The 18,608-nt window shown below is 71.1% G+C and carries 20 protein-coding genes and 1 riboswitch; of the genes, 14 read left to right on the forward strand and 6 right to left on the reverse strand.

Annotated features, from left to right (window positions below; genetic code table 11):
* Nucleotides 1–125: 125 nt before the first annotated feature.
* On the reverse strand, nucleotides 126–332 hold the full coding sequence (locus tag OJ962_RS05285; RefSeq protein ID WP_202953771.1) for an RNA-binding S4 domain-containing protein: 207 nt from the start codon (nucleotides 330–332) through the stop codon (nucleotides 126–128).
* A gap of 22 nt (nucleotides 333–354) precedes the next feature.
* On the opposite strand from OJ962_RS05285, the gene OJ962_RS05290 reads away from it, so the two are divergent.
* The 4 genes from OJ962_RS05290 to OJ962_RS05305 all read left to right on the forward strand — a co-directional run bounded on the left by OJ962_RS05290 (nucleotide 355) and on the right by OJ962_RS05305 (nucleotide 3,498).
* The gene (locus tag OJ962_RS05290) at nucleotides 355–1,275 is read left to right on the forward strand and encodes a LysR substrate-binding domain-containing protein (RefSeq protein WP_202953772.1); all 921 of its coding nucleotides are present in this window, start codon (nucleotides 355–357) and stop codon (nucleotides 1,273–1,275) included.
* Between the two features lie 161 nt (nucleotides 1,276–1,436).
* On the forward strand, nucleotides 1,437–2,438 hold the full coding sequence (locus OJ962_RS05295) for a uroporphyrinogen decarboxylase family protein (protein WP_202953773.1): 1,002 nt from the start codon (nucleotides 1,437–1,439) through the stop codon (nucleotides 2,436–2,438).
* Nucleotides 2,435–3,262, forward strand: coding sequence for a zinc metalloprotease (locus OJ962_RS05300; protein ID WP_202953774.1), 828 nt, complete (start codon nucleotides 2,435–2,437; stop codon nucleotides 3,260–3,262). The genes OJ962_RS05295 and OJ962_RS05300 overlap by 4 nt, the downstream gene beginning before the upstream one ends.
* The gene (locus OJ962_RS05305; protein ID WP_202953775.1) at nucleotides 3,259–3,498 is read left to right on the forward strand and encodes a hypothetical protein; all 240 of its coding nucleotides are present in this window, start codon (nucleotides 3,259–3,261) and stop codon (nucleotides 3,496–3,498) included. The genes OJ962_RS05300 and OJ962_RS05305 overlap by 4 nt, the downstream gene beginning before the upstream one ends.
* Here OJ962_RS05305 and OJ962_RS05310 read toward each other — a convergent pair.
* Both OJ962_RS05310 and OJ962_RS05315 read right to left on the reverse strand, forming a co-directional pair.
* Nucleotides 3,467–4,582 carry a cobalamin-independent methionine synthase II family protein gene (locus tag OJ962_RS05310; RefSeq protein ID WP_202953776.1) on the reverse strand — a complete coding sequence of 372 codons (1,116 nt, stop codon included), beginning with the start codon at nucleotides 4,580–4,582 and terminating at the stop codon, nucleotides 3,467–3,469. The two genes, OJ962_RS05305 and OJ962_RS05310, sit on opposite strands and share 32 nt — an antisense overlap.
* Nucleotides 4,579–5,217: a GntR family transcriptional regulator gene (locus OJ962_RS05315; protein WP_202953777.1), complete on the reverse strand. Its 639-nt coding sequence runs from the start codon at nucleotides 5,215–5,217 to the stop codon at nucleotides 4,579–4,581. The genes OJ962_RS05310 and OJ962_RS05315 overlap by 4 nt, the downstream gene beginning before the upstream one ends.
* 50 nt (nucleotides 5,218–5,267) lie before the next feature.
* On the opposite strand from OJ962_RS05315, the gene OJ962_RS05320 reads away from it, so the two are divergent.
* The 3 genes from OJ962_RS05320 to OJ962_RS05330 all read left to right on the forward strand — a co-directional run bounded on the left by OJ962_RS05320 (nucleotide 5,268) and on the right by OJ962_RS05330 (nucleotide 9,922).
* Nucleotides 5,268–6,287, forward strand: a complete 1,020-nt coding sequence (locus tag OJ962_RS05320; protein WP_202953778.1) for a VOC family protein — start codon at nucleotides 5,268–5,270, stop codon at nucleotides 6,285–6,287.
* Nucleotides 6,288–6,340: 53 nt separating this feature from the next.
* On the forward strand, nucleotides 6,341–6,889 hold the full coding sequence (locus tag OJ962_RS05325) for a polysaccharide deacetylase family protein (protein ID WP_270006224.1): 549 nt from the start codon (nucleotides 6,341–6,343) through the stop codon (nucleotides 6,887–6,889).
* Nucleotides 6,890–7,015: 126 nt separating this feature from the next.
* Nucleotides 7,016–9,922, forward strand: coding sequence for a zinc dependent phospholipase C family protein (locus OJ962_RS05330; RefSeq protein WP_202953779.1), 2,907 nt, complete (start codon nucleotides 7,016–7,018; stop codon nucleotides 9,920–9,922).
* Here OJ962_RS05330 and OJ962_RS05335 read toward each other — a convergent pair.
* Nucleotides 9,919–10,110, reverse strand: a complete 192-nt coding sequence (locus OJ962_RS05335; protein ID WP_202953780.1) for a hypothetical protein — start codon at nucleotides 10,108–10,110, stop codon at nucleotides 9,919–9,921. The genes OJ962_RS05330 and OJ962_RS05335 overlap by 4 nt on opposite strands.
* Before the next feature lie 26 nt (nucleotides 10,111–10,136).
* On the opposite strand from OJ962_RS05335, the gene OJ962_RS05340 reads away from it, so the two are divergent.
* The 4 genes from OJ962_RS05340 to OJ962_RS05355 all read left to right on the forward strand — a co-directional run bounded on the left by OJ962_RS05340 (nucleotide 10,137) and on the right by OJ962_RS05355 (nucleotide 13,426).
* Entirely contained in the window at nucleotides 10,137–10,751 is a 615-nt protein-coding gene (locus OJ962_RS05340) for a C40 family peptidase (protein ID WP_202953781.1), read from the forward strand.
* A gap of 116 nt (nucleotides 10,752–10,867) precedes the next feature.
* Nucleotides 10,868–10,951: riboswitch (cyclic di-GMP riboswitch) on the forward strand.
* A gap of 49 nt (nucleotides 10,952–11,000) precedes the next feature.
* Nucleotides 11,001–11,525, forward strand: a complete 525-nt coding sequence (locus OJ962_RS05345) for a CAP domain-containing protein (RefSeq protein ID WP_202953782.1) — start codon at nucleotides 11,001–11,003, stop codon at nucleotides 11,523–11,525.
* A 127-nt stretch (nucleotides 11,526–11,652) separates the two neighbouring features.
* Nucleotides 11,653–13,104 (forward strand): PAS domain-containing protein, encoded by a 1,452-nt coding sequence (locus tag OJ962_RS05350; RefSeq protein ID WP_202953783.1) that lies wholly within the window; start codon nucleotides 11,653–11,655, stop codon nucleotides 13,102–13,104.
* On the forward strand, nucleotides 13,097–13,426 hold the full coding sequence (locus tag OJ962_RS05355) for a translation initiation factor (protein ID WP_270006225.1): 330 nt from the start codon (nucleotides 13,097–13,099) through the stop codon (nucleotides 13,424–13,426). The genes OJ962_RS05350 and OJ962_RS05355 overlap by 8 nt, the downstream gene beginning before the upstream one ends.
* On the opposite strand, the gene OJ962_RS05360 is transcribed toward OJ962_RS05355, so the two are convergent.
* On the reverse strand, nucleotides 13,399–14,181 hold the full coding sequence (locus OJ962_RS05360) for an endonuclease/exonuclease/phosphatase family protein (RefSeq protein ID WP_202953785.1): 783 nt from the start codon (nucleotides 14,179–14,181) through the stop codon (nucleotides 13,399–13,401). The two genes, OJ962_RS05355 and OJ962_RS05360, sit on opposite strands and share 28 nt — an antisense overlap.
* A 109-nt stretch (nucleotides 14,182–14,290) precedes the next feature.
* A complete protein-coding gene (locus OJ962_RS05365) occupies nucleotides 14,291–15,256 on the reverse strand; it encodes a zinc-binding dehydrogenase (RefSeq protein WP_202953786.1) in 966 nt (321 codons plus the stop codon).
* Between the two features lie 40 nt (nucleotides 15,257–15,296).
* Between OJ962_RS05365 and OJ962_RS05370 the strand changes: the two genes are divergently transcribed.
* From OJ962_RS05370 to OJ962_RS05380, 3 genes are all read left to right on the forward strand, one after another.
* Nucleotides 15,297–16,382 (forward strand): cellulase family glycosylhydrolase, encoded by a 1,086-nt coding sequence (locus tag OJ962_RS05370; protein ID WP_202953787.1) that lies wholly within the window; start codon nucleotides 15,297–15,299, stop codon nucleotides 16,380–16,382.
* A gap of 81 nt (nucleotides 16,383–16,463) precedes the next feature.
* A complete protein-coding gene (locus OJ962_RS05375) occupies nucleotides 16,464–17,576 on the forward strand; it encodes an NDMA-dependent alcohol dehydrogenase (protein WP_202953788.1) in 1,113 nt (370 codons plus the stop codon).
* A complete protein-coding gene (locus OJ962_RS05380) occupies nucleotides 17,557–18,471 on the forward strand; it encodes an AAA family ATPase (RefSeq protein ID WP_202953789.1) in 915 nt (304 codons plus the stop codon). Before OJ962_RS05375 ends, OJ962_RS05380 begins: the two co-directional genes overlap by 20 nt.
* Nucleotides 18,472–18,608: the final 137 nt, after the last annotated feature.

The following is an 18,608-nucleotide window of genomic DNA, read 5'->3' on the forward strand; positions in this document are numbered from 1 at the left end:
ATCGCCTTGATCGGCTTCGGGGTCCCGTCTTGGATACGGGCCAGCCTATTGGCGCTCATCGCCGGCTACTGCCATGCGCAGCGGATCATTGAACGAGCCGCGGTACGAGCTCGCCGCCCAATGGCTCAGGTGACCCGCACGGACTCGCCGCGCAGCGTCACCACGTCGCCGGCCCGCAACTGCCGCCCGCGCCGTGTCTCCACCTCACCGTTGACGGACACGACGCCCTCAGCCAGCACGGCCTTCGCGTCGCCGCCCGACTCGACCAGCCCGGCCGCTTTGAGCAGCTGCCCGAGCCGGATCATCCCGTCCTTCACCTGAAACTCGTCCACGACCCACCATCATGAACGACCCATGGAGCTGCGCCACCTGCGGTATTTCGTCGTCGTCGCCGAGGAGCTGCACTTCCGCCGCGCGGCGGAGCGGCTGCACATGTCGCAGCCGCCGTTGAGCCAGCAGATCCGGGCGCTCGAGGAGGAGGTGGGGGCGACGCTGCTCCTGCGCAACCAACGCCGGGTCGAGCTGACCGCCGCCGGGGTCGTGTTCCTCGAACGCGCGCGCGAGATCCTGGCCGCCGTCGAGGACGCCTCACGGCAAGCCAGGCGAGTCCAAAGAGGCGAGGTCGGACGGCTCGCCGTCGGCTTCGTCGGCTCCGCGATGTACTCGTTCGTCCCCGAACTGCTCCGCCGCTTCAGCGAGCACTCGCCGGACGTGTCCCTGCGCCTGCACGAGATGGGCACGACCGAGCAGCTGCGCCAGCTCGAGGACGGCCGGCTCGACGTCGGCTTCCTCAGGGCAGCCCGGTCGCGCCCCGAGCTGAAGATCGAGAACGTCGCCGAGGAGCCCGTGATCGCGGCCCTGCCCGACCTGCACCCGCTCGCCGCCAAGCAGCACCTGACGCTCCAGGACCTCGAGAACCAGCCGCTGATCCTGCTCACGAGCAACGTGGCGCCCGGCCTGAGATCCGCCCTGCAACCCGCGATCGACCGCCTCGGCGGCGACGACACGATCGTGCAGGAGGTGCAGGAGATGCAGACCGTGATCGGGCTCGTGGCTGCGGGCGTGGGCATCTCGCTCGTGGCGGAGTCGGTGAGCGAGCTGGTCCGCGTCGGCGTGACCTACCGGCCGCTGAGCGGGTGGGCGCCGAACCTGCGGCTGGACATGGCGTGGAGGGCGGCGGACGAATCGCCGCTGGTCGCCACGTTCATCACGATGGCGCGCGCGGTGGCCCCCGCCGAAGGAGAGAGAGGTCGGCGGGGGCCAGCGCTACGTTGACGTCGCTCCACCGGCGGGGAGGAGAGATATGTATCCGCCGACAGTGCGAGGTGGGGAGCCACCAAGTCGTCGAGAAGGAATGTACGAGCTTCGGACTGAGAGGTCCAATATCGAATTCCGGGCCGATTGATACGTTGAACCTCTCGGCTAGATTTCCCCGAATGGAAACGAGCCTGGTGGGGTCGTACCCCCAACCTGAGTGGTTGGTCGATCGCGAGAAGCTGCGGACCCGGCTTCCCCCGCGTGTGCGGGCGAGCGACATCTGGAAGATCGACCCCGCGCAGCTGCGGGAAGCCCAGGACGCGGCGACGCTGGCGGCGATCCGCGACCAGGAGCTCGCCGGGCTCGACATCGTCACCGACGGTGAGATCCGCCGCGAGAGCTACTCGAACTACTTCGTGCTCGCGCTGGACGGGATCGACGTCGACAACCCGGGCGAGGCGCTCGACCGCAACGGCAACCCGATGCCGGTTCCGCGCGTGAGCGGCCCGATCAGCCGCCGCGAGAACATCCTGCGCCGCGACGCCGTCTTCCTGCGCAGCGCCACCGACCGCAAGATCAAGGTCACGGTCCCCGGCCCGTTCACGATGGCCCAGCAGGCGCAGAACGACCACTATGCGACCGAGGAGGAGGTCGCGTTCGCGTTCGCGGACGTCGTCCGCCAGGAAGTGATCGAGCTCTTCGAGGCCGGCGTGGACATCGTCCAGCTGGACGAGCCGTGGATGGAGTCCCGCTCCGAGCAGGCGCGCGCGTACGGGATCGAGACGCTCCGCCGCGCGCTCGACGGCGTGGACGGCACCACGGTCCTGCACATCTGCTTCGGCTATCCGCTGTTCGTCCCCGGCCACAAGCGCACCTACCGCTTCCTGCCCGAGCTGGCCGAGGCGCCCGTGGACCAGATCTCGATCGAGACCGCGCAGGCCGAGCTCGACCTCGAGGTCCTCGAGCAGCTCGCCGACAAGACGATCGTGCTTGGCGTGATCGCGCTCGACTCCGACGAGGTCGAGAGCCAGGAGACCGTCGCCGCCCGGATCGAGCGCGCGCTGCCGTACACGCGCAACCTCGTCGCCGCGCCCGACTGCGGCATGAAGTACCTCACGCACGACGGCGCGTTCGGCAAGCTGCAGGCGCTCGTCGGTGGCGCGAAGCTGGTCCAGGCGTGAGCCGCACCTGCGCCACGATGGTCGTGCACGAGCTGCTCGCGGAGACCGTCCCGGGCTATCGCGAGGCGCGTCTGGAGGCCGAGGCCACGACCCGCCGCGCGGTCGCCGAGGCGATCCCGCGCACGACCCCGATCACGCTGCAGACCGTCGTCCACGTCGTCTACAACCGCGACGAGGAGAACATCTCCGACGCGCAGATCGAGTCCCAGCTCGCGGTCCTGAACCGAGACTTCCGCGCCCGCAATGAGGACAGGACCCAGGTCCCGGACGTCTGGACCTCGCTCGTCGCCGACCCCCTGATCGAGTTCGAGCTGATCGAGACGACCCGCACCCACACCGACGAGCGCTCGTTCGGCGCCGACGACAGCGTCAAGCGCGTCGTCAAGCCCCACCCCGGCCGCCTCAACGTCTGGGTCTGCACGCTCGCCGGCGGGCTGCTCGGCTACGCGCAGTTCCCGGGCGGCCCGGCCAAGACCGACGGCGTCGTCGTCCTCAACCGCGCGTTCGGCACCACCGGCACCGCCGCGGCCCCGTTCGACGGCGGCCGCACCACGGTCCACGAGGTCGGCCACTGGCTCGGCCTGCGTCACATCTGGGGGGACCGCAACGACTGCACGGGCGACGACTTCGTGGCCGACACGCCGCGCGCCCAGCAGGCCAACACCGGCAGGCCCACGTTCCCGCACATCACGTGCGACAACGGCCCGCACGGCGACATGTTCATGAACTACATGGACTACGTCGACGACGCCGCGATGTTCATGTTCACCGCCGGCCAGGTCGCCCGCATGAACGCGACGCTGGAAGGGCCGAGGAAGCCATGAGCCGCTGGTGGCTGGAGGACGCGCGCGAGGACGAGCTGCGCTTCCGCCCCGAATCGCTGCCCGCACCGCCGGCGCGCGGGCGCCGCACGCTCGAGCTGCACGAGGACGGCTCGTTCACCGCGCTCGCACCCGGTCCCGACGACCGGCCCAAGCAGACCGACGAGCTCGACGAGTTCTACGTCGCCGAGCTCGCCGACGACCAGCTCACCTTGAAGCGAGGTCCGCGCCTTCCCTGAGGGCGCGCAGCTTGGCCCACACGACGTCGGGATCGACGGCCGCCTGGCCGACCCAGGTGCCGTAGCCGCAGTCGCTCCCGGCCATCACGTTCTCGTCGCCCACCAGGTCGGCGTAGCGGCGGATGCGCTGGGCGATCAGCTCGGGGTGCTCGATGAAGTTCGCCTTGGACTCGAGTACGCCGGGGATCAGCACCTTGCCTTCGGGCAGCTTGACGTCCTCGAAGATCGCCCACTCGTGCGCGTGTCGCGGGTTCGCGGCCTCGAACTGGATCGCGTGCGGGCGCGCCTCGAACACCAGGTCGACGATGTCGCGGAACGGCACGTCGCAGTGGTGCGGGCCCTCGTAGTTGCCCCAGCACACGTGCAGGCGCATCATCGCCGGGTCAATGTTCCGCGTCGCGTGGTTGAGCGCCTCGATGTTCAGCCGCGCCTCGGCCCGGAACTCCTCCAGCGAGCGGTCCGCGAACTGGATATGACGCCCCATGGCGAGGTCCGGCGCGTCGATCTGCACCTGCAGGCCGGCGCTGGTGATCGCCTCGTACTCGACGCGCATCGCGTCGGCGATCGCGTACACGTACTCCTCGCGCGTGGCGTAGTGGTCGTTGCGGAAGAACAGCGCGATGACGCCCGGCGAGGCCGCGTTCATGAACCCGCGGTGCCCGTCCGGCAGCGCCGCCTTCATGTGGTCGATGTCGGCCTGCGCCGCCTCGGGATCACGGACCGTGATCGGCGCGTCGCACGCGGGCGTCCGTCGCCGCGAGCGCCCTGGATCGCCGAAGACCTTGCGCTGCAGGTTCGGGAAGTCGACGAGGTCGGCGTACGTGAGCGGCTGCGAGGTGCCGCCGAACCCGTCGAGCCGGTCGGCGATGTAGGTGACGTAGCTCGGCTTGCCCATCTCGCCGTCGGAGACGACGTCGACGCCGCACTCGATCTGCTTGGCGACGACCTCCGCGACCGCCTCCCGCGTGCGCTGCTCGAGCGCGACCGGGTCGACCGGCACGCCCTCTTGCTTGGCGAACATGGTGCGGATCAGGTCTTCCGGGCGGGGAAGGCTGCCGACATGGGTGGTGAGGATCTGGCTCATAGGCGTGCGGCGACGTGCTCCACGGTGTTCTCGAGGTGGACGCGGGTGGCGTGCGCGGCCCGTTCGGGATCGCGCTCGATGCAGGCGGTGAGGATCGCCCGGTGTTCGAGGTCCAGCCGCGCCGCCGGGAAGTCGTCCTGCGCGCGGTAGATGTGCAGGTAGGCGCTGGACGCGTCGCGCAGCGCGGCGATCATCTCCACCAGCTGCGGGCGGCCGGAGCGCTCGTAGAGCTGCGTGTGGAAGCGCTGGTTGAGCTCGATGTAGCGCGGCGCCGGCGGGCCCTCCCACATCTCCTCGATCAGCGCCTGCAGCGGCGCGGCCCAGTCCGGCTCGAAGCACTCGGCCGCCTTGGCCGCCGCGAGCGACTCGAGCGCCGCGCGGATCTCGTAGTGCTCGCGCAGGTCGTCGACGCTCGGCAGGAACACGACCGCGCCACGTTGCGGGTGCAGGCGGACGAGCCCTTCGCGCTGCAGCGCCGCCAGCGCCTCCCGCACGGGCGTGGTGGAGACGCCCAGCGCACGGGCGATCTCGACCTGGCGTAGCTTGTCCCCAGGGGCTCGCCGTCCGGCGAGGATCTCGCCCTTGAGGAACTCGGCCACCTGGCCGGCGACGGTGCGCGGTGCGGTCAGCGCCATCGAGCGGTAACTTATCGATTGTGCAAATTCTCGGCTGAGGAGATCGAGGGATGAAGCAGCCACTGAAAGGGCCACATCACTTCACCGGCATCACGCGCGACGTCACGACGAACGTCGACTTCTGGTGCCGGGTCATGGGCTTGCGGTTCGTCAAGAACACGCTGAACTTCGAGACGACGTTCCGCTACCACACCTACTTCGGCGACGAGGAGGGCAACCCCGGCTCGGTGGTGACGTTCCTCGAGTTCAAGGAGGCGCCGGTCGGCGTCCCGGGCGACGGGGACATCCAGCGGCTGATCCTGCGCGTGGGCTCCTACGACTCGCTCGAGTACTGGATGGACCGCCTGATCGCCAACCAGCACCACAGCGAGATGCTGCGGCTGGACCCGACGCAGCCCCAGTCGCTCGTGTTCTGGGACCCGGAGGGCCACGAGGTCGAGCTGATGGTCTCCGACTCGACCGACACGCCGCTGGTCGCCGAAGCCGACGACATCCCGGCCGAGCACCGCATCCTCGGCATCGAGGGCGCGCGCTCGTTCACCACCAAGGAGGAGCAGCTGCCGTTCGCGCAGCACCTCGGCTTCCGCGACGACGGCTACCGGCTGGTGCTCGACGCCGAGCGCTCCGGCCGCTGGTACTTCTCGCCGCCGCCCGGCCGCCCGTCCGGTGACGGCCGCGTCGGCGTCTGGCACCACGTCGCCTACGACGCCGGCGACGGCGCCGAGACGCAGGCCGCCCGCGACGAGGCCAACGAGGGCGTGCGCCCGTGGACGAAGATCTTCGACCACTACTTCTTCGACAGCTGCTACTCGATGTCTCCCGGAGGGCGGATGGAGATCTGCACCACGGGGCCTGGATTTCAACTCGACGAGAAGCTCGAGGACCTCGGCGACCGACTCTGTCTCTCGCCTCGAGTGGAGCCGCTTCGCGCCAAGCTCGAATCCGAGCTGACGCTGATCGTCAATCCGCGCCCGCGCAACAAGGGCAAGGGCACGTCCACGGCGCCGCCCGCGGCGGTCGACTCGTCGCCCAACGGCGCGCCCGCCACTGAGCCGTCATCCGTCGGCTGACGCTGAGCTTCGACAACGGCCCGGACCCGGCGGCCACGCCCCGGGTCCTGGACGTGCTGGCCGCGCGCGGACTGCGGGCGAGCTTCTTCGTGGTCGGTGAGGCGCTGCGCGAGCACCGTGCGCTGGCCGAGCGCGCGCACGCCGAGGGCCATTGGATCGGCAACCACACGCTCACCCACCCGCGCCCGCTCGGGGAGAGCGGGGTGGAGGTGCGCGAGATCGAGGCGGCACAGGCCGAGCTGCGCGAGCTCGCCCACCCCGACCGCCTGTTCCGGCCGTCCGGCGCAGGCGGGGACCTGGCCCCGGGCCTGCTCTCCTCCGCCGCCGTCGAGTCGCTCACCGCCGGCCGCTTCACGTGCGTGCTGTGGAACGCCGTCCCGGGCGACTGGACCGACGCCGGCTGGGTGGAGACGGCCCTGGACCAGATCGCGGCGCAGGAGTGGACGCTGCTCGTGCTGCACGACGTGGACGGCGCGTGCGCGGACCGCCTCGACGAGTTCCTCGCGCGCGTGGACGCGGAGATCGTCCAGGACTTCCCGCCCGACTGCGTCCCCATCGCACGCGGCGCGGTCACGCGTCCACTGGATCCGTACCTGCGCTGACGCTCGTCAACCGCGCGTGACCACCCTGCCGGTTGGCCACCGGTGTTGGTGTGGTCAACCGTAGCTCCTACACGGCGTAGCTGCCGGATACTCGCCCGGCTCACCTTCCTCCCCAAGGAGCTCCATTTGAACGTCCCCCTCGGCGGTCGCCTGCGGCCGCTCGTCGCCGCCTGCGCGGCGGCGCTCTTCGCCGTGCTCGCACTCGCCTCGACCGCGCACGCGTTCAAGCCGTACACGCACGTCCAGACCGGTCTGCGCGCCTACGAGGACGTGATGGACGACGGCAAGGTCACGATCGAGGGCCGCGAGTACGCGGTCAAGCCGGAGGTCGTGGAGGCCCTCGAGGGCAACGCGGCCTACTTCAACGCCGGTGTCGTCGGCCCCGACGGCTTCCCGGACCTGGTCATGGGCCAGTCCGTGATCCACCCCGAGCAGACCGGCAAGTGGCTCGCGCACATCCTCAAGGAGGCCTACGAGGCGCAGAGCGATCCGGCCTACAGCGGCGCCGAGCGCAAGCAGATCCTCGCTTTCGCCTACGGCTACCTGACGCACGCGGCCGGTGACATGTGGGCCCACACGCTCGTCAACGACGTCGCGGGCGGCGTGTTCCCGTCGGTCGGCGAGCTGGCCGACATCGACGAGGCCGAGATCGCCATCCGCCACATCATCGTCGAGGGCTACATCGGCGACGCGACCGAGGGCTACGACGGCAACAAGGCCCGCGGCCCGGTCCAGAACGAGGTCAACGAGGACGGCAACCCGCAGGTGTCCGACGACGCCACGCCGCACATCCCGTTCGCCGCGCCCAAGCGCTTCATCTACGAGACCTTCATCAACCCGGCCAATCCGCTCCCCGAGGGCGAGAGCCGCGGCCGGCTGATCGACTTCTTCCTGGACATGCAGGCCGAGCTCCAGGTCGCCGAGGCGCGCTTTGCCTGGGACTCCGAGTACGAGGACTGCCTGATCGCCGACTGGGACTGCTACGAGCGCACCAAGACGCTGACGGTGCAGACCGTGCGCGGCCCGAGGACGACGGAGATCTCCTACAACCGCTGCGAGGCGGAGTACTTCTGCGCGCTCGATCCGGGTGACCTCGCCGCCGACCTCACGATCGACAACCTCGTCGAGACCTACCTCGAGCACTGGATCGAGGACATCGAGGACGGCTTGAAGAACTGGAGCGACCTGGGCCTGGCGACGACCAAGGCGCTGTTCGACCCGCGCAGCCACCGCGCCGCGCAGGACCACATCTGCCGCAACGAGCCCGACGACGAGTACTCGCTGCTGCGCGCGAACTGCGAGGACGGCGTCGGCCCGCTCGACGTCATCGGCTACGAGGCCGAGGACTACATCAACCACCACCTGATCTCGATGCTCGGCGCGCCAGACATCGTGGGTGACCTCAACGAGCTGTTCGGCGTCGTGTCCGACACGATCTCAGACGTCCTCGGCCCGGCGCTGAACCCGCTGCAGGCGCCGATCGCCGAGCTCAAGGAGTTCGCCAAGGGCAAGATCCAGGAGGCGATCGAGGAGGAGCTGCGGATCGACATCGACCAGCTCAAGTCGTTCGTCACCTCGCCCACGCACTGGATCGGCATCCAGTCCGTCGGGCTGGACCTGCCGATCGTCGGCCCGCAGCAGGTGGACCTGTTCCAGCCCGGCACGCACGAGAAGCTCGACGCGCTCATGCACCTGCCGGCCGACCACCACGAGGACCAGGAAGTGGACCTCCCGGGCGTCGGCACCGTCCCGAGCACCGGCCTCAAGGACAGCGCGGTCTTCGACGCCGGACAGTTCGCGGCCTACCGCAACGCCGTGCAGACGGCCAAGCTGCTGCTGCTCGACGGCAACGGCCTCAACGCCGCGCTCGGCGACATCCTCAAGGCCCGCGGTGACATCAAGGGCGGCGTCGCGACCTACCCGGCGAACGGCAACCTGATGACCACGCAGCTCTCGGGGCCGTTGCCGTGGCTGCGCTCGATCGACTCCGACCACTCGTGGCGCCACGACGGCCGTCCGCGCTACTGCGAGGCCGGCGCGACCGGCTGCCCGAGCGACGGCGCCCAGCCGCGCCCGGCCGAGCACGACGCCGGCAACGACACGTTCCCCGTGTGGGAGTCCTGCCTGCTGCGACCGACGTTCGCGACGCTCTACCGCGACTGGGAGAACGGCACCGCCCAGTTCCCGGCCCTCGGCGACGCGCCCAGCGCCGACCCGAGCGACACGGACGCGCCCGCCGGCACCCTGGCGCTGGCCGGCACGACCTACACGGCCGGCGGCACGACCTACGTGGGCGGCAACCACACGTTCACGGCCAAGGCCACCGACGCGGTCTTCACCGACAGCCGCATCGGCGTCCAGTACCGCTACTACAAGGCCGGGAGCATCCCGGGGGCGTGGAAGGGCATCGCCGCCAATGGGACGTTCGTCATCCCGGCGGGCGCCGGCGACGGCACCTACCACGTGCAGCTGCGCACCGCGGACCCGTGCCACACGTTCGACCCGTCGGACGAGCTGGAGGCGGGCGCCCCGGTGACGCGCACGGTCGTGCTCGACACCACCGCGCCGCAGATCACGATCACCAAGCCGTCGCCGGAGGGCGTGACGTTCGACTCCGACGACTTCAGCGCGATCGAGTACACGGCCACCGACGCCGCCTCCGGCGTGGACGCCGCCACGGTGAAGGCGACGTTCGACGGCGCGCCCGCCACGCACGGTCAGGTGCTGGACATGTTCCTGCTCGCGCCGGGCGCCCACAGCGTGAAGGTCGCCGCCGCCGACAACCTCGGCAATGCGACCGACAGCACGCGCACGTTCGAGCTGCACGCGACGATCGAGAGCCTGCTCAACAACATCGCGCGCTCGTGCGACGAGGGCCTGATCGGCAAGCAGGGCACGTGCAAGTCGCTCTCGAACCAGCTGTCGCACGCGCCGCTGGGCGCGTTCGTCAACCACGTGCAGGCGCAGCGCGGCAAGTCGATCGACGTCGCCACCGCGAACCGCCTGATCGCGTTCGCGCAGGACCTGCTCTAGTCCTTCGGGACCACCGGAGCAGCCGCTTCGTCGCCCGCCTCGACCTGCTCGAGGCGGGCGCGCAGCCGGTCCCGCAGCTCCTCGGGCGTGTAGTCGGACTGGGGACGGCGGTTGCGCGACCACACCGCGCCGGTGGCCGCGACCCCCGCCGCGCCCGCGAGCCCGAGCCACTTCCAGCGCGCCTTCATGCGCGGAAACCCTACTCTCTTGCTCCTTGGCGGAGCTGAGTTTCCAAGAAGCGGTCGACACCAGCCGGACGGGCGACATCTGGCTCTTCCGTGGGCGCTCGGTCGCGGACCGCGCGATCCAGACGCTCACCAACGCCCCGGTCAACCACGTCGGGATGGCGGTCGCGCTCGACGACATGCCGCCGCTGCTGTGGCACGCCGAGCTTGGCCGCTCGCTGCCGGACGCGTGGACGGGCGAGCGCCACCGCGGCGTCCAGCTCCACAAGCTCGCCGACGCCGTGCGGACGTGGGACGCCAAGTACGGCCAGCGCGCGTGGGTGCGGAGGCTGGAAGGCGGTGAGCTCACGCGCGCGCACGAGGGCCGGCTGCTGGAGATGATCGACAAGTACGACGGCCGGCCGTTTCCGACGACGCCCGGCCTGATGCGCTCGTGGGCGACCGGGCGGGTGCGCCGGCGCGAGGCCTCCCGCGAGACGATCTACTGCGCCGAGCTCGTCGCGACCACCCTGCAGCACATGGGGCTGCTCGGCGACAAGCGCCCGATGAGCTGGTACGACCCGGGCAAGTTCTGGAGCGGGGACGAGATCGAGCTGGCCGCGCCCTACCGGCTGAGCGAGGAGATCGCGGTCCGGCCCGAGTAGCCGCCGGTCCACCACGGGCTCGTCGAGCCCGTAGGTCAAATCTCCTTTTCCGGTCTGTTCGTTCACAGACCTAAAGCGTTGTAGCGAGCTGCCGAAACTAAAACTCAGGTCGCCTCCCACGACAAAGGCACACCCGCTGCGAAGCGGCGTCGCAAAGACACGGAGCTCCTGCCTCCACAGGAGCTAGCCGGTCTGCCGAACGGGTCACGGGAGCGCGTTGTTTCCCGGAATCCGTCCCGGAGGGGTCCCATGCGTCGTTTTCGTCAGGTCGTCGTGTCGTCTGCTGTTGCCGTTTTCGCGTTCGCCGCCGCTCCCGCGGCCTCGAACGCCGCCACGTGCTCGGGCGCTGACTCCACCGCCACCAAGCCGGCCGTCCGCGCGACGCTGTGCCTGCTCAATGCCGAGCGCCGCGCCGCCGGCCTGCGTCCGCTGCGCCTGGACGGCAAGCTCAACCGCGCCGCCCGCGGCCACTCCCGCGACATGGTCGCCCAGCGCTACTTCGCCCACGAGTCCCGCAACGGCGCCGGCTTCGACGACCGCATCAAGCGCACGGGCTGGACCAAGTCCCGCCGCTCGTACACGATGGGCGAGAACATCGCCTGGGGCGGCGGCCACCTCGCCACGCCGCGCTCGATCGTCCGCAGCTGGATGAACTCCGCCGGCCACAAGGCCAACATCCTCGCCCGCGACTTCCGCTTCATCGGCATCGGCGTCGCCAATGGCGCCCCGACCGGCGGCTCCGGCGCGACCTACACCACCACGTTCGGCGGCTGACCCGAACCTAAAGCAACATTAACGGGTCTGACCCCTTTAGGTTCGCGCGGCGCCCGCAAGGGCGCCGTTTCGGCGTTCAACGGCGATTTCGTTCCTAAAGGGGTCTGACCCCTTTAAGATCGGGTCCGTGGCGCGTGGTGAAGCTGTCCGTCGGCGCCAGGCCGGGGTGCTCGTGGTCGGTGCGGCCGAGCCCGAGATCCAGTCCTGGTTACGGGCCGCGGGGCATCTCCCGCGGGCGGTTCGGCGCGTCTCGGCGGCCGGGGCGGCGCTGGAGGCCGAGCCGGTCGACCTGGTGATCGTCGACCGCGACTCGTCCGGCAAGGACGCGCCCGAGGTGTGCCGCGTGCTGCGCGACGACCCGCGGCTCGGGGACGCGTGGATGCTCGCGATCACGGTCGCGGCCAAGGGGCGGATGGCCGACAGCGTGCTCAACGCGGGCGCGGACGACTACCTGCACCGCCCGTTCACGCGCGCGGAGCTGATCGCGCGCACCCGGGCCGGGCTGCGCGCGGCGCAGGAGCGCGCCAACGACCGCCTGCTGCGCACCCTGATGGAGAACGTCCCGGGCGCGATCTACCGCAGCGCCTGGCACGCGGACCACCAGCTGGAGATGATCACCGACGAGATCGAGCGCATCTCCGGCTACCCGCCGCACAACTTCCTGTCCTCGACGAAGCGCACGATCATGACGCTCGTCCACCCCGACGACCGTGCCATGGTCGCCGAAGCGGTCGCGCGCTCGAGCGCCCACAGCGAGGAGCCGTTCGAGCTCGAGTACCGCATCGTCCGCGCTGACGGTGAGGTGCGCTGGGTGCTCGACCGCGGCCAGGTCGTCAGCGGCCCGGGCAACCGGCTGTGGCTCGACGGGGCGATGTTCGACATCACCGAGCGCAAGAGCGCCGAGGAGGCCGCGCTGCGCCACCAGGTCGAGGCCGCCCGCACCGCCGAGCTACGCGCGTCGCGCTCGCGCATCATCGAGGCCGCCGACAAGGCCCGGCGCAAGATCGAGCGCGACCTGCACGACGGCGCGCAGCAGCGGATGGTCGCGCTCGTGCTCGACGTCCAGGTCGCCAAGCGCCGCTTCGCCAAGGACCCCACGGACATCGCGCCGTTCCTGGAGAAGCTCGGCAAGGACCTGCAGGACGCTTCCGCCGAGCTGCGCGAGCTCGCGCGCGGCATCCACCCGGCGGTCCTGACCGAGCGCGGGTTGACCGCGGCCGTCGGCGCCGTCGCCGCGCGCTGCGTCGTGCCGGTCGAGGTCGTCCACGAGCTCGAGGAGCGCCTGCCGCCCGCGGTCGAGGCCACCGCCTACTTCACCGTCGCCGAAGCGCTGACCAACGTCGCCAAGTACGCGGAGGCCACGCACGCCAGCGTCCGGCTCGACCGCTCCGACGAGGGCCTGGTCGTCGAGGTGCGCGACGACGGCATCGGCGGCGCGTCGGCCGACGGCGGCTCCGGCCTGTCCGGGCTGGCCGACCGCGTCGGCGCGCTGGACGGGACCCTGACCGTGGAATCGCCCCAGGGAGAAGGCACCCTGGTGCGAGCGGTGTTGCCGTTGAATGGAGCAAGTGGTGGGTGATCGACGCGTGGTGTATTCGAGCTCGGACGGTGACCTGCGCAAGGCGCCGCCGGCTGACGCGATGCGGGCGCGCAACAACGCCGGCGGGCGCGTGAAGGTCAAGCGGGAGGTGGCCGGCCGGCGCGGCAAGGGCGTGACCACCGTCTACGACCTGCCGTTGCGCGACCCCGAGCTCAAGGCGCTCGCGGGCAAGCTCAAGAAGCGCTGCGGCGTCGGCGGCTCGGTCAAGGACGGCGTCATCGAGCTGCAGGGCGACCACCGCGACGTGGTGATGGAGGTCCTGCGCGCCGAGGGCTACGACGTGGTCGCCGCGGGCGGCTGAACGTCGACGAGCAGCGCCGAGTGGTCGCTGAGCCCGGCGCGCCGCCACTCGTGGCAGTACACCGACGCGACGGGCTCGAGCCCGTCCAGCAGCACATGGTCGAGCCGCCAGCCGCCGCGGTCGTCCTTGAAGGTCCAGCTCGCGTCGCGCGTGCCGTAGCCGTGCAGCGCGCGCCACGCGTCCGTCCAGCCGAGGTCACGCACCAGCGCGCGCTCGGCGAGGTCCCACCGCTCGCCGCGCTCCGGTCGCAGGCGGCCGTGGGTGTCGTGGGCGAAGGTGAGCAGCGTGCCGTCCTCGAGCTCCCGCCGCGGCGTGTTGAGGTCGCCGCACAGCACGCGCGGGCGCGCTGACGGCTCGCGCAGGTGAGCCGCGACCGCTTCGTGCGTGCGAATCTTGGCCAGCTCGGGCGACGGCGCGATGGGGGAGTGGACGTTGACGATCTCGACCCCTTCGACCTCGCAGCACAGCACGCGCTCCGGCCACGGCAGGTCGTCGGGCGCGGGCAGACGCGTGACCGCCGCGCGGGCCGCGGTCAGCACCGCCAGCCGGCGCTTGGTCGGCTTCGGCGGCAGCCCGTCGAGCGCGGTCTCGACCGCCGCGAACCCCGCCGCCGCGAGGGCCTCCCGCCACAGCGGCGCCGTACGCAGCGTCACCTCCTGCAGGCACACGACGTCAGCGTTCACACCCGCGATCGCGGCGGCCTGGTCCGATTGCTTGCCCACCCGACCCGCCACGTTCCAGGTGATCAGTCGCATCTCGCCTCTGCTGTTGACATGATGAACACAGCGCACGCTGACCACGTGCGCCTTCCGTCGGTCCGGCGGCGCGTGAAACCTGGGATGGATCGCGCCGCCGGCCGCGTCGTCAACGCGTGAGGACCAGCTTGCCGAAGACGTCGCCGGCGGCCAGCGTGGCGAACGCCTCGCGCGCGTCCGCCAGCGGCACCTCGGACTCGATCACCGGGCGCACGTCCCGCTCGACGCACAGCCGCACGAGCCGGTCGAGCTCCTCGCGCGTGCCCATCGTGGAGCCGATCACGGACAGCTGCAGGAAGAAGATCCGGGTCAGGCTCGCGGGCGGGGCGTCGCCGCTCGTCGCGCCCGAGATCACGAGCGTCCCGCCCGGCTTGAGGGCCTTCAGGGAGTGCTCCCAGGTCGCGGCGCCGACCGTCTCGGCCACCACGTCCACGCGCTCCGGGAGCCGTGCCCCCGGCTCGAACACCGCGTCGGCGCCCAGCCCGAGCGCCCGCTCGCGCTTGTCCTCGGACCGCGAGGTCGCCCACACGCGCGCACCGGCGGCGCGCGCGAGCACGATCAGCGCGGTCGCCACGCCGCCGCCCGCGCCCTGCACCAGCACCGTCGCGCCGGGCTGCAGGCACGCCCGCGTGAACAGCATCCGGTACGCGGTCAACCACGCCGTCGGCAGGCACGCCGCCTCCGCGAAGCTCAGCTCGCGCGGCTTGGGGACGAGGTTGCGCCGCGGCACGGTCACCCGCTCGGCGAACGTGCCCATGTGGCGCTCGGACAGGATCGAACGCTTCGGGTCGAGCGTCTCGTCGCCGCGCCAGTCCTCCGAGGGAACCACCGAGTGCACGACCACCTCGTTGCCCTTCTCGTCGACGCCGGCGGCGTCGCAGCCGAGGATCATCGGCAGCGCGTCCTCGCGCAAGCCGACGCCGCGCAGTGACCACAGGTCGTGGTGGTTGAGCGACGCGGCGCGCACCTCGATGGTCGTCCAGCCGTCCGTGACCGACGGCTCCGGCCGCTCCCCGACCTCCAGCCCGGAGAGCGGATCGTGGCTGGATAAAGACTTCGCGAAGACGGCCAGCACCACTTGAGCGTACGGGGCCGGATGCCGACATACGTCGTAGATGATCCGGAAGTTCGCTCTCCCCACCGTCCTGCTCGCCACCGCCGTCCTGCCGGCCACCGCGAGCGCCGCGCCGCGCATGGAATTCGCCATCCAGGACGACGCGGTCTTCGTCGACCAGCGCTGGATGGCGCGCGACCGGGCGCTCGAGCACGCTCGCGCCCTCGGCACCAAGCGCATCCGGGTCAACATCCTGTGGGCGCGCACGCTCGTGAGCGGCGCCGAGCAGCGGACTCCGCCGGCCGAAGGCGCGCAGTACGACTTCTCGAAGGTCGACGCGCTGCAGGCCGCTGCCGCGGCCCACGGCATCAAGCTCCAGTTGACGGTTACAGGTCCGGCGCCGGCGTGGGCGACCAAGGACGGCAAGGTCGGCGCCAACCAGCCCGACCCGGTCAAGTTCGCCGCCTTCGTGCGCACCGTCGCCGCCCACTTCAAGGGCCGCGTCGACCGCTACTCCGTCTGGAACGAGCCGAACCTGAGCGCCTGGCTGGCGCCGTCGAGGACCGCGCCGCAGCAGTACCGCGCGCTCTACAAGGCCGCCTACACCGCGATCAAGACCGTCGACCCGAGATCGAAGGTGTTGTTCGGCGAGCTCGCCCCGAACCGCGATGGCCGCACGATCGCGCCGCTGAAGTTCATCCGCGCCGCCGCGCCGCGGAACGCCCGCCTGAAGGCCGACGGCCTGGCCCACCATCCGTATCAGTTCACGGTCGCGCCGACCAGGAAGACCGGCGGCCCCGAGGACGCGCCGATCAGCCAGCTCCCGCGCCTGATCAGGACGCTCGACCAGCTCGCGAAGATCAAGGGTCTGAGCACGCCCAAGGGCAAGGGCCTGGATCTCTACTTGACCGAGTTCGGCTACCTCAGCGCCGGCAACCGCGCGATCTCGCAGAGCGCGCGCGCCACCTGGCTGCGCTCGGCCTACACCGTCGTGCGCTCCAACCGGCGCGTCAAGCAGATGCTCCAGTACCAGCTCGTCGACGGCACGCCCGACCAGCTCTGGCACACGGCCATCATCGACAATCACGGCCGCCCGATGGGCGCCTACGCCGGCCTCGCCAAGGCCGCCGCTTCGCTCGTGCATTGAGGACCGGTGCGCGCGTAGGCGCGGGTGCGGGTCAAGGAGTAGCATCGCGCGCCCAACGCGTCTACGGGGGAGGAGAGCCTCGTGAAGACCAAGGCAGCGATGTTGCGCGGACCCGGCTCGGACTGGGAGATCGCCGAGCTCGAGCTCGACGAGCCCAAGGCCAACGAGGTGCTGATCCGGTGGGTCGCCGCGGGTCTATGCCACTCGGACGAGCACCTGCGCCACGGTGACATCGTCCCGCGCTTCCCGATCGTCGGCGGCCACGAGGGCGCCGGCATCATCGAGAAGTGCGGGCCCGGCGTGAGCCGCGTCAAAGAGGGCGACCACGTCGTCACCTCGTTTCTGCCGGTGTGCGGCCACTGCCGGTTCTGCGCCACCGGGCACTCGAACATCTGCGACTACGGCGCGACGATCCTCGACGGCTGCCTGCCCGACGGCACGTTCCGCTTCCACGACAACGGCTCCGACATCGGCGCCATGTGCATGCTCGGCTCCTTCAGCCAGTACTCGGTGATCTCCGAGACGAGCTGCGTCGCGGTCGACGAGGACATCCCGCTCGAGACCGCCGTGCTCGTGGGCTGCGGCGTCCCGACGGGCTGGTGCAGCGCCGTCTACGCGGCCGACGTCGTACCGGGGGAGACCGTCGTCATCTACGGCATCGGCGGCATCGGCGCCAACGCGGTGCAGGGCGCGGCGCACGCCGGCGCGGCGAACATCATCGCCGTCGACCCGCTCGCCAACAAGCGTGAGGCGGCCCAGGACCTCGGCGCGACGCATAGCGTGGCGAGCGCCGAGGAGGCCCATGAGCTCGCGCAGGAGCTCACGCGCGGCGTGGGCGCCGACAAGGCGATCATCACCGTCGACATCGTCAACGAGGAGGTCGTCGGCAACGCCGTCAACGCGATCCGCAAGGGCGGGACGGCCGTGATCACCGGGCTCGCGGACCCGAACAAGCTCACGGTCCAGCTGTCGGGCGCGGTGCTCACGCTCTACGAGAAGACGGTCAAGGGGACGCTGTTCGGATCGGGCAACCCGATGCACGACATCCGCAACCTGATCGGCCTCTACCAGGCGGGCAAGCTCAAGCTCGACGAGCTGATCACCAACCGCTACCAGCTCGACGACATCGGCCAGGGCTTCCAGGACATGCTCGACGGCAAGAACATCCGGGGCGTTGTCATTCACGAGCACTAGGGACCTGCTGGCGCGGGTCGACGAACGCATCGTCGGCCTGCGCCGCGAGGCCGAGGTCCTGACGGCGTCGCTGGCCGCGGGGCTGCACGTGGTGCTGGAGGGACCGCCGGGGACGGGCAAGTCGACGCTGCTGCGCGCGGTCGCGGACGCCGCCGGCTTCGGCGTCGAGCTCGTGGAGGGCAACGCGGAGCTGACGCCCGCCCGGCTCGTCGGCCACTACGACCCCGCGCTGGTGCTCGAGACGGGCTACACGCCGGAGATCTTCGTCGACGGCCCGCTCGCGACCGCTCTGCGCGAGGGTCGGCTGCTCTACATCGAGGAGCTCAACCGCGTCCCGGAGGAGACGCTGAACGTGCTCGTCGGCGCGCTGGCCGAGGGTGAGATCCACGTCCCGCGGCTGGGGCGCATCCCCGCCGCTTCGGGCTTCCGGCTGATCGCGGCGATGAACCCGTTCGACGCGGTCGGCACCGCGCGCGTCTCCCAGGCGATCGCCGACCGCATGTGCCGGATCGCCATCGGCTACCAGGACGCCGCGGGGGAGCGCCGGATCGTGCACGCCGTCACCGGCGCCGACGGCGCCCTGCCCGCCGCCGCCGTCGAGCTCACCCGGCTGACCCGCGGGCACGCCCAGGTGCGGATGGGCTCGTCCGTGCGCGGCGCGATCGACCTCGTGCGGCTGGCGCTGCGCCTCGCGGAGCTGCGCGGCGAGCCGGTCCCGGCGCCGGGCGACGCCACGTTCGAGGACGCCGCCGTCGCCGCGCTGTCCGGCCGCCTGCGCGTGGAGGAGGGCTGCGAGCGCACGCCGGAGGAGATCGTGCTCGAGCTGATCGACCGCCTCGAGCCGCCGCCCGAGGGGGACGAGCCGGGAAAAGCGCCGGCGCCGTCGAGGCGCTGAGCGACCCGGGCCCGGCGGGCCGCGGCGACGAGGACGCGGGGCGGGACGACGAGGGCGCGGGGCGCGGCGACGGGGACGCGGGGCGCGGTCACGAGGCGGTGGAGCGCGGCGACGAGGCGGCGCGGCACGCCGATCGG

This window comes from Solirubrobacter deserti (genome assembly GCF_027587175.1).
In the GTDB taxonomy this organism is placed as follows: Bacteria; Actinomycetota; Thermoleophilia; order Solirubrobacterales; family Solirubrobacteraceae; genus Solirubrobacter; species Solirubrobacter deserti.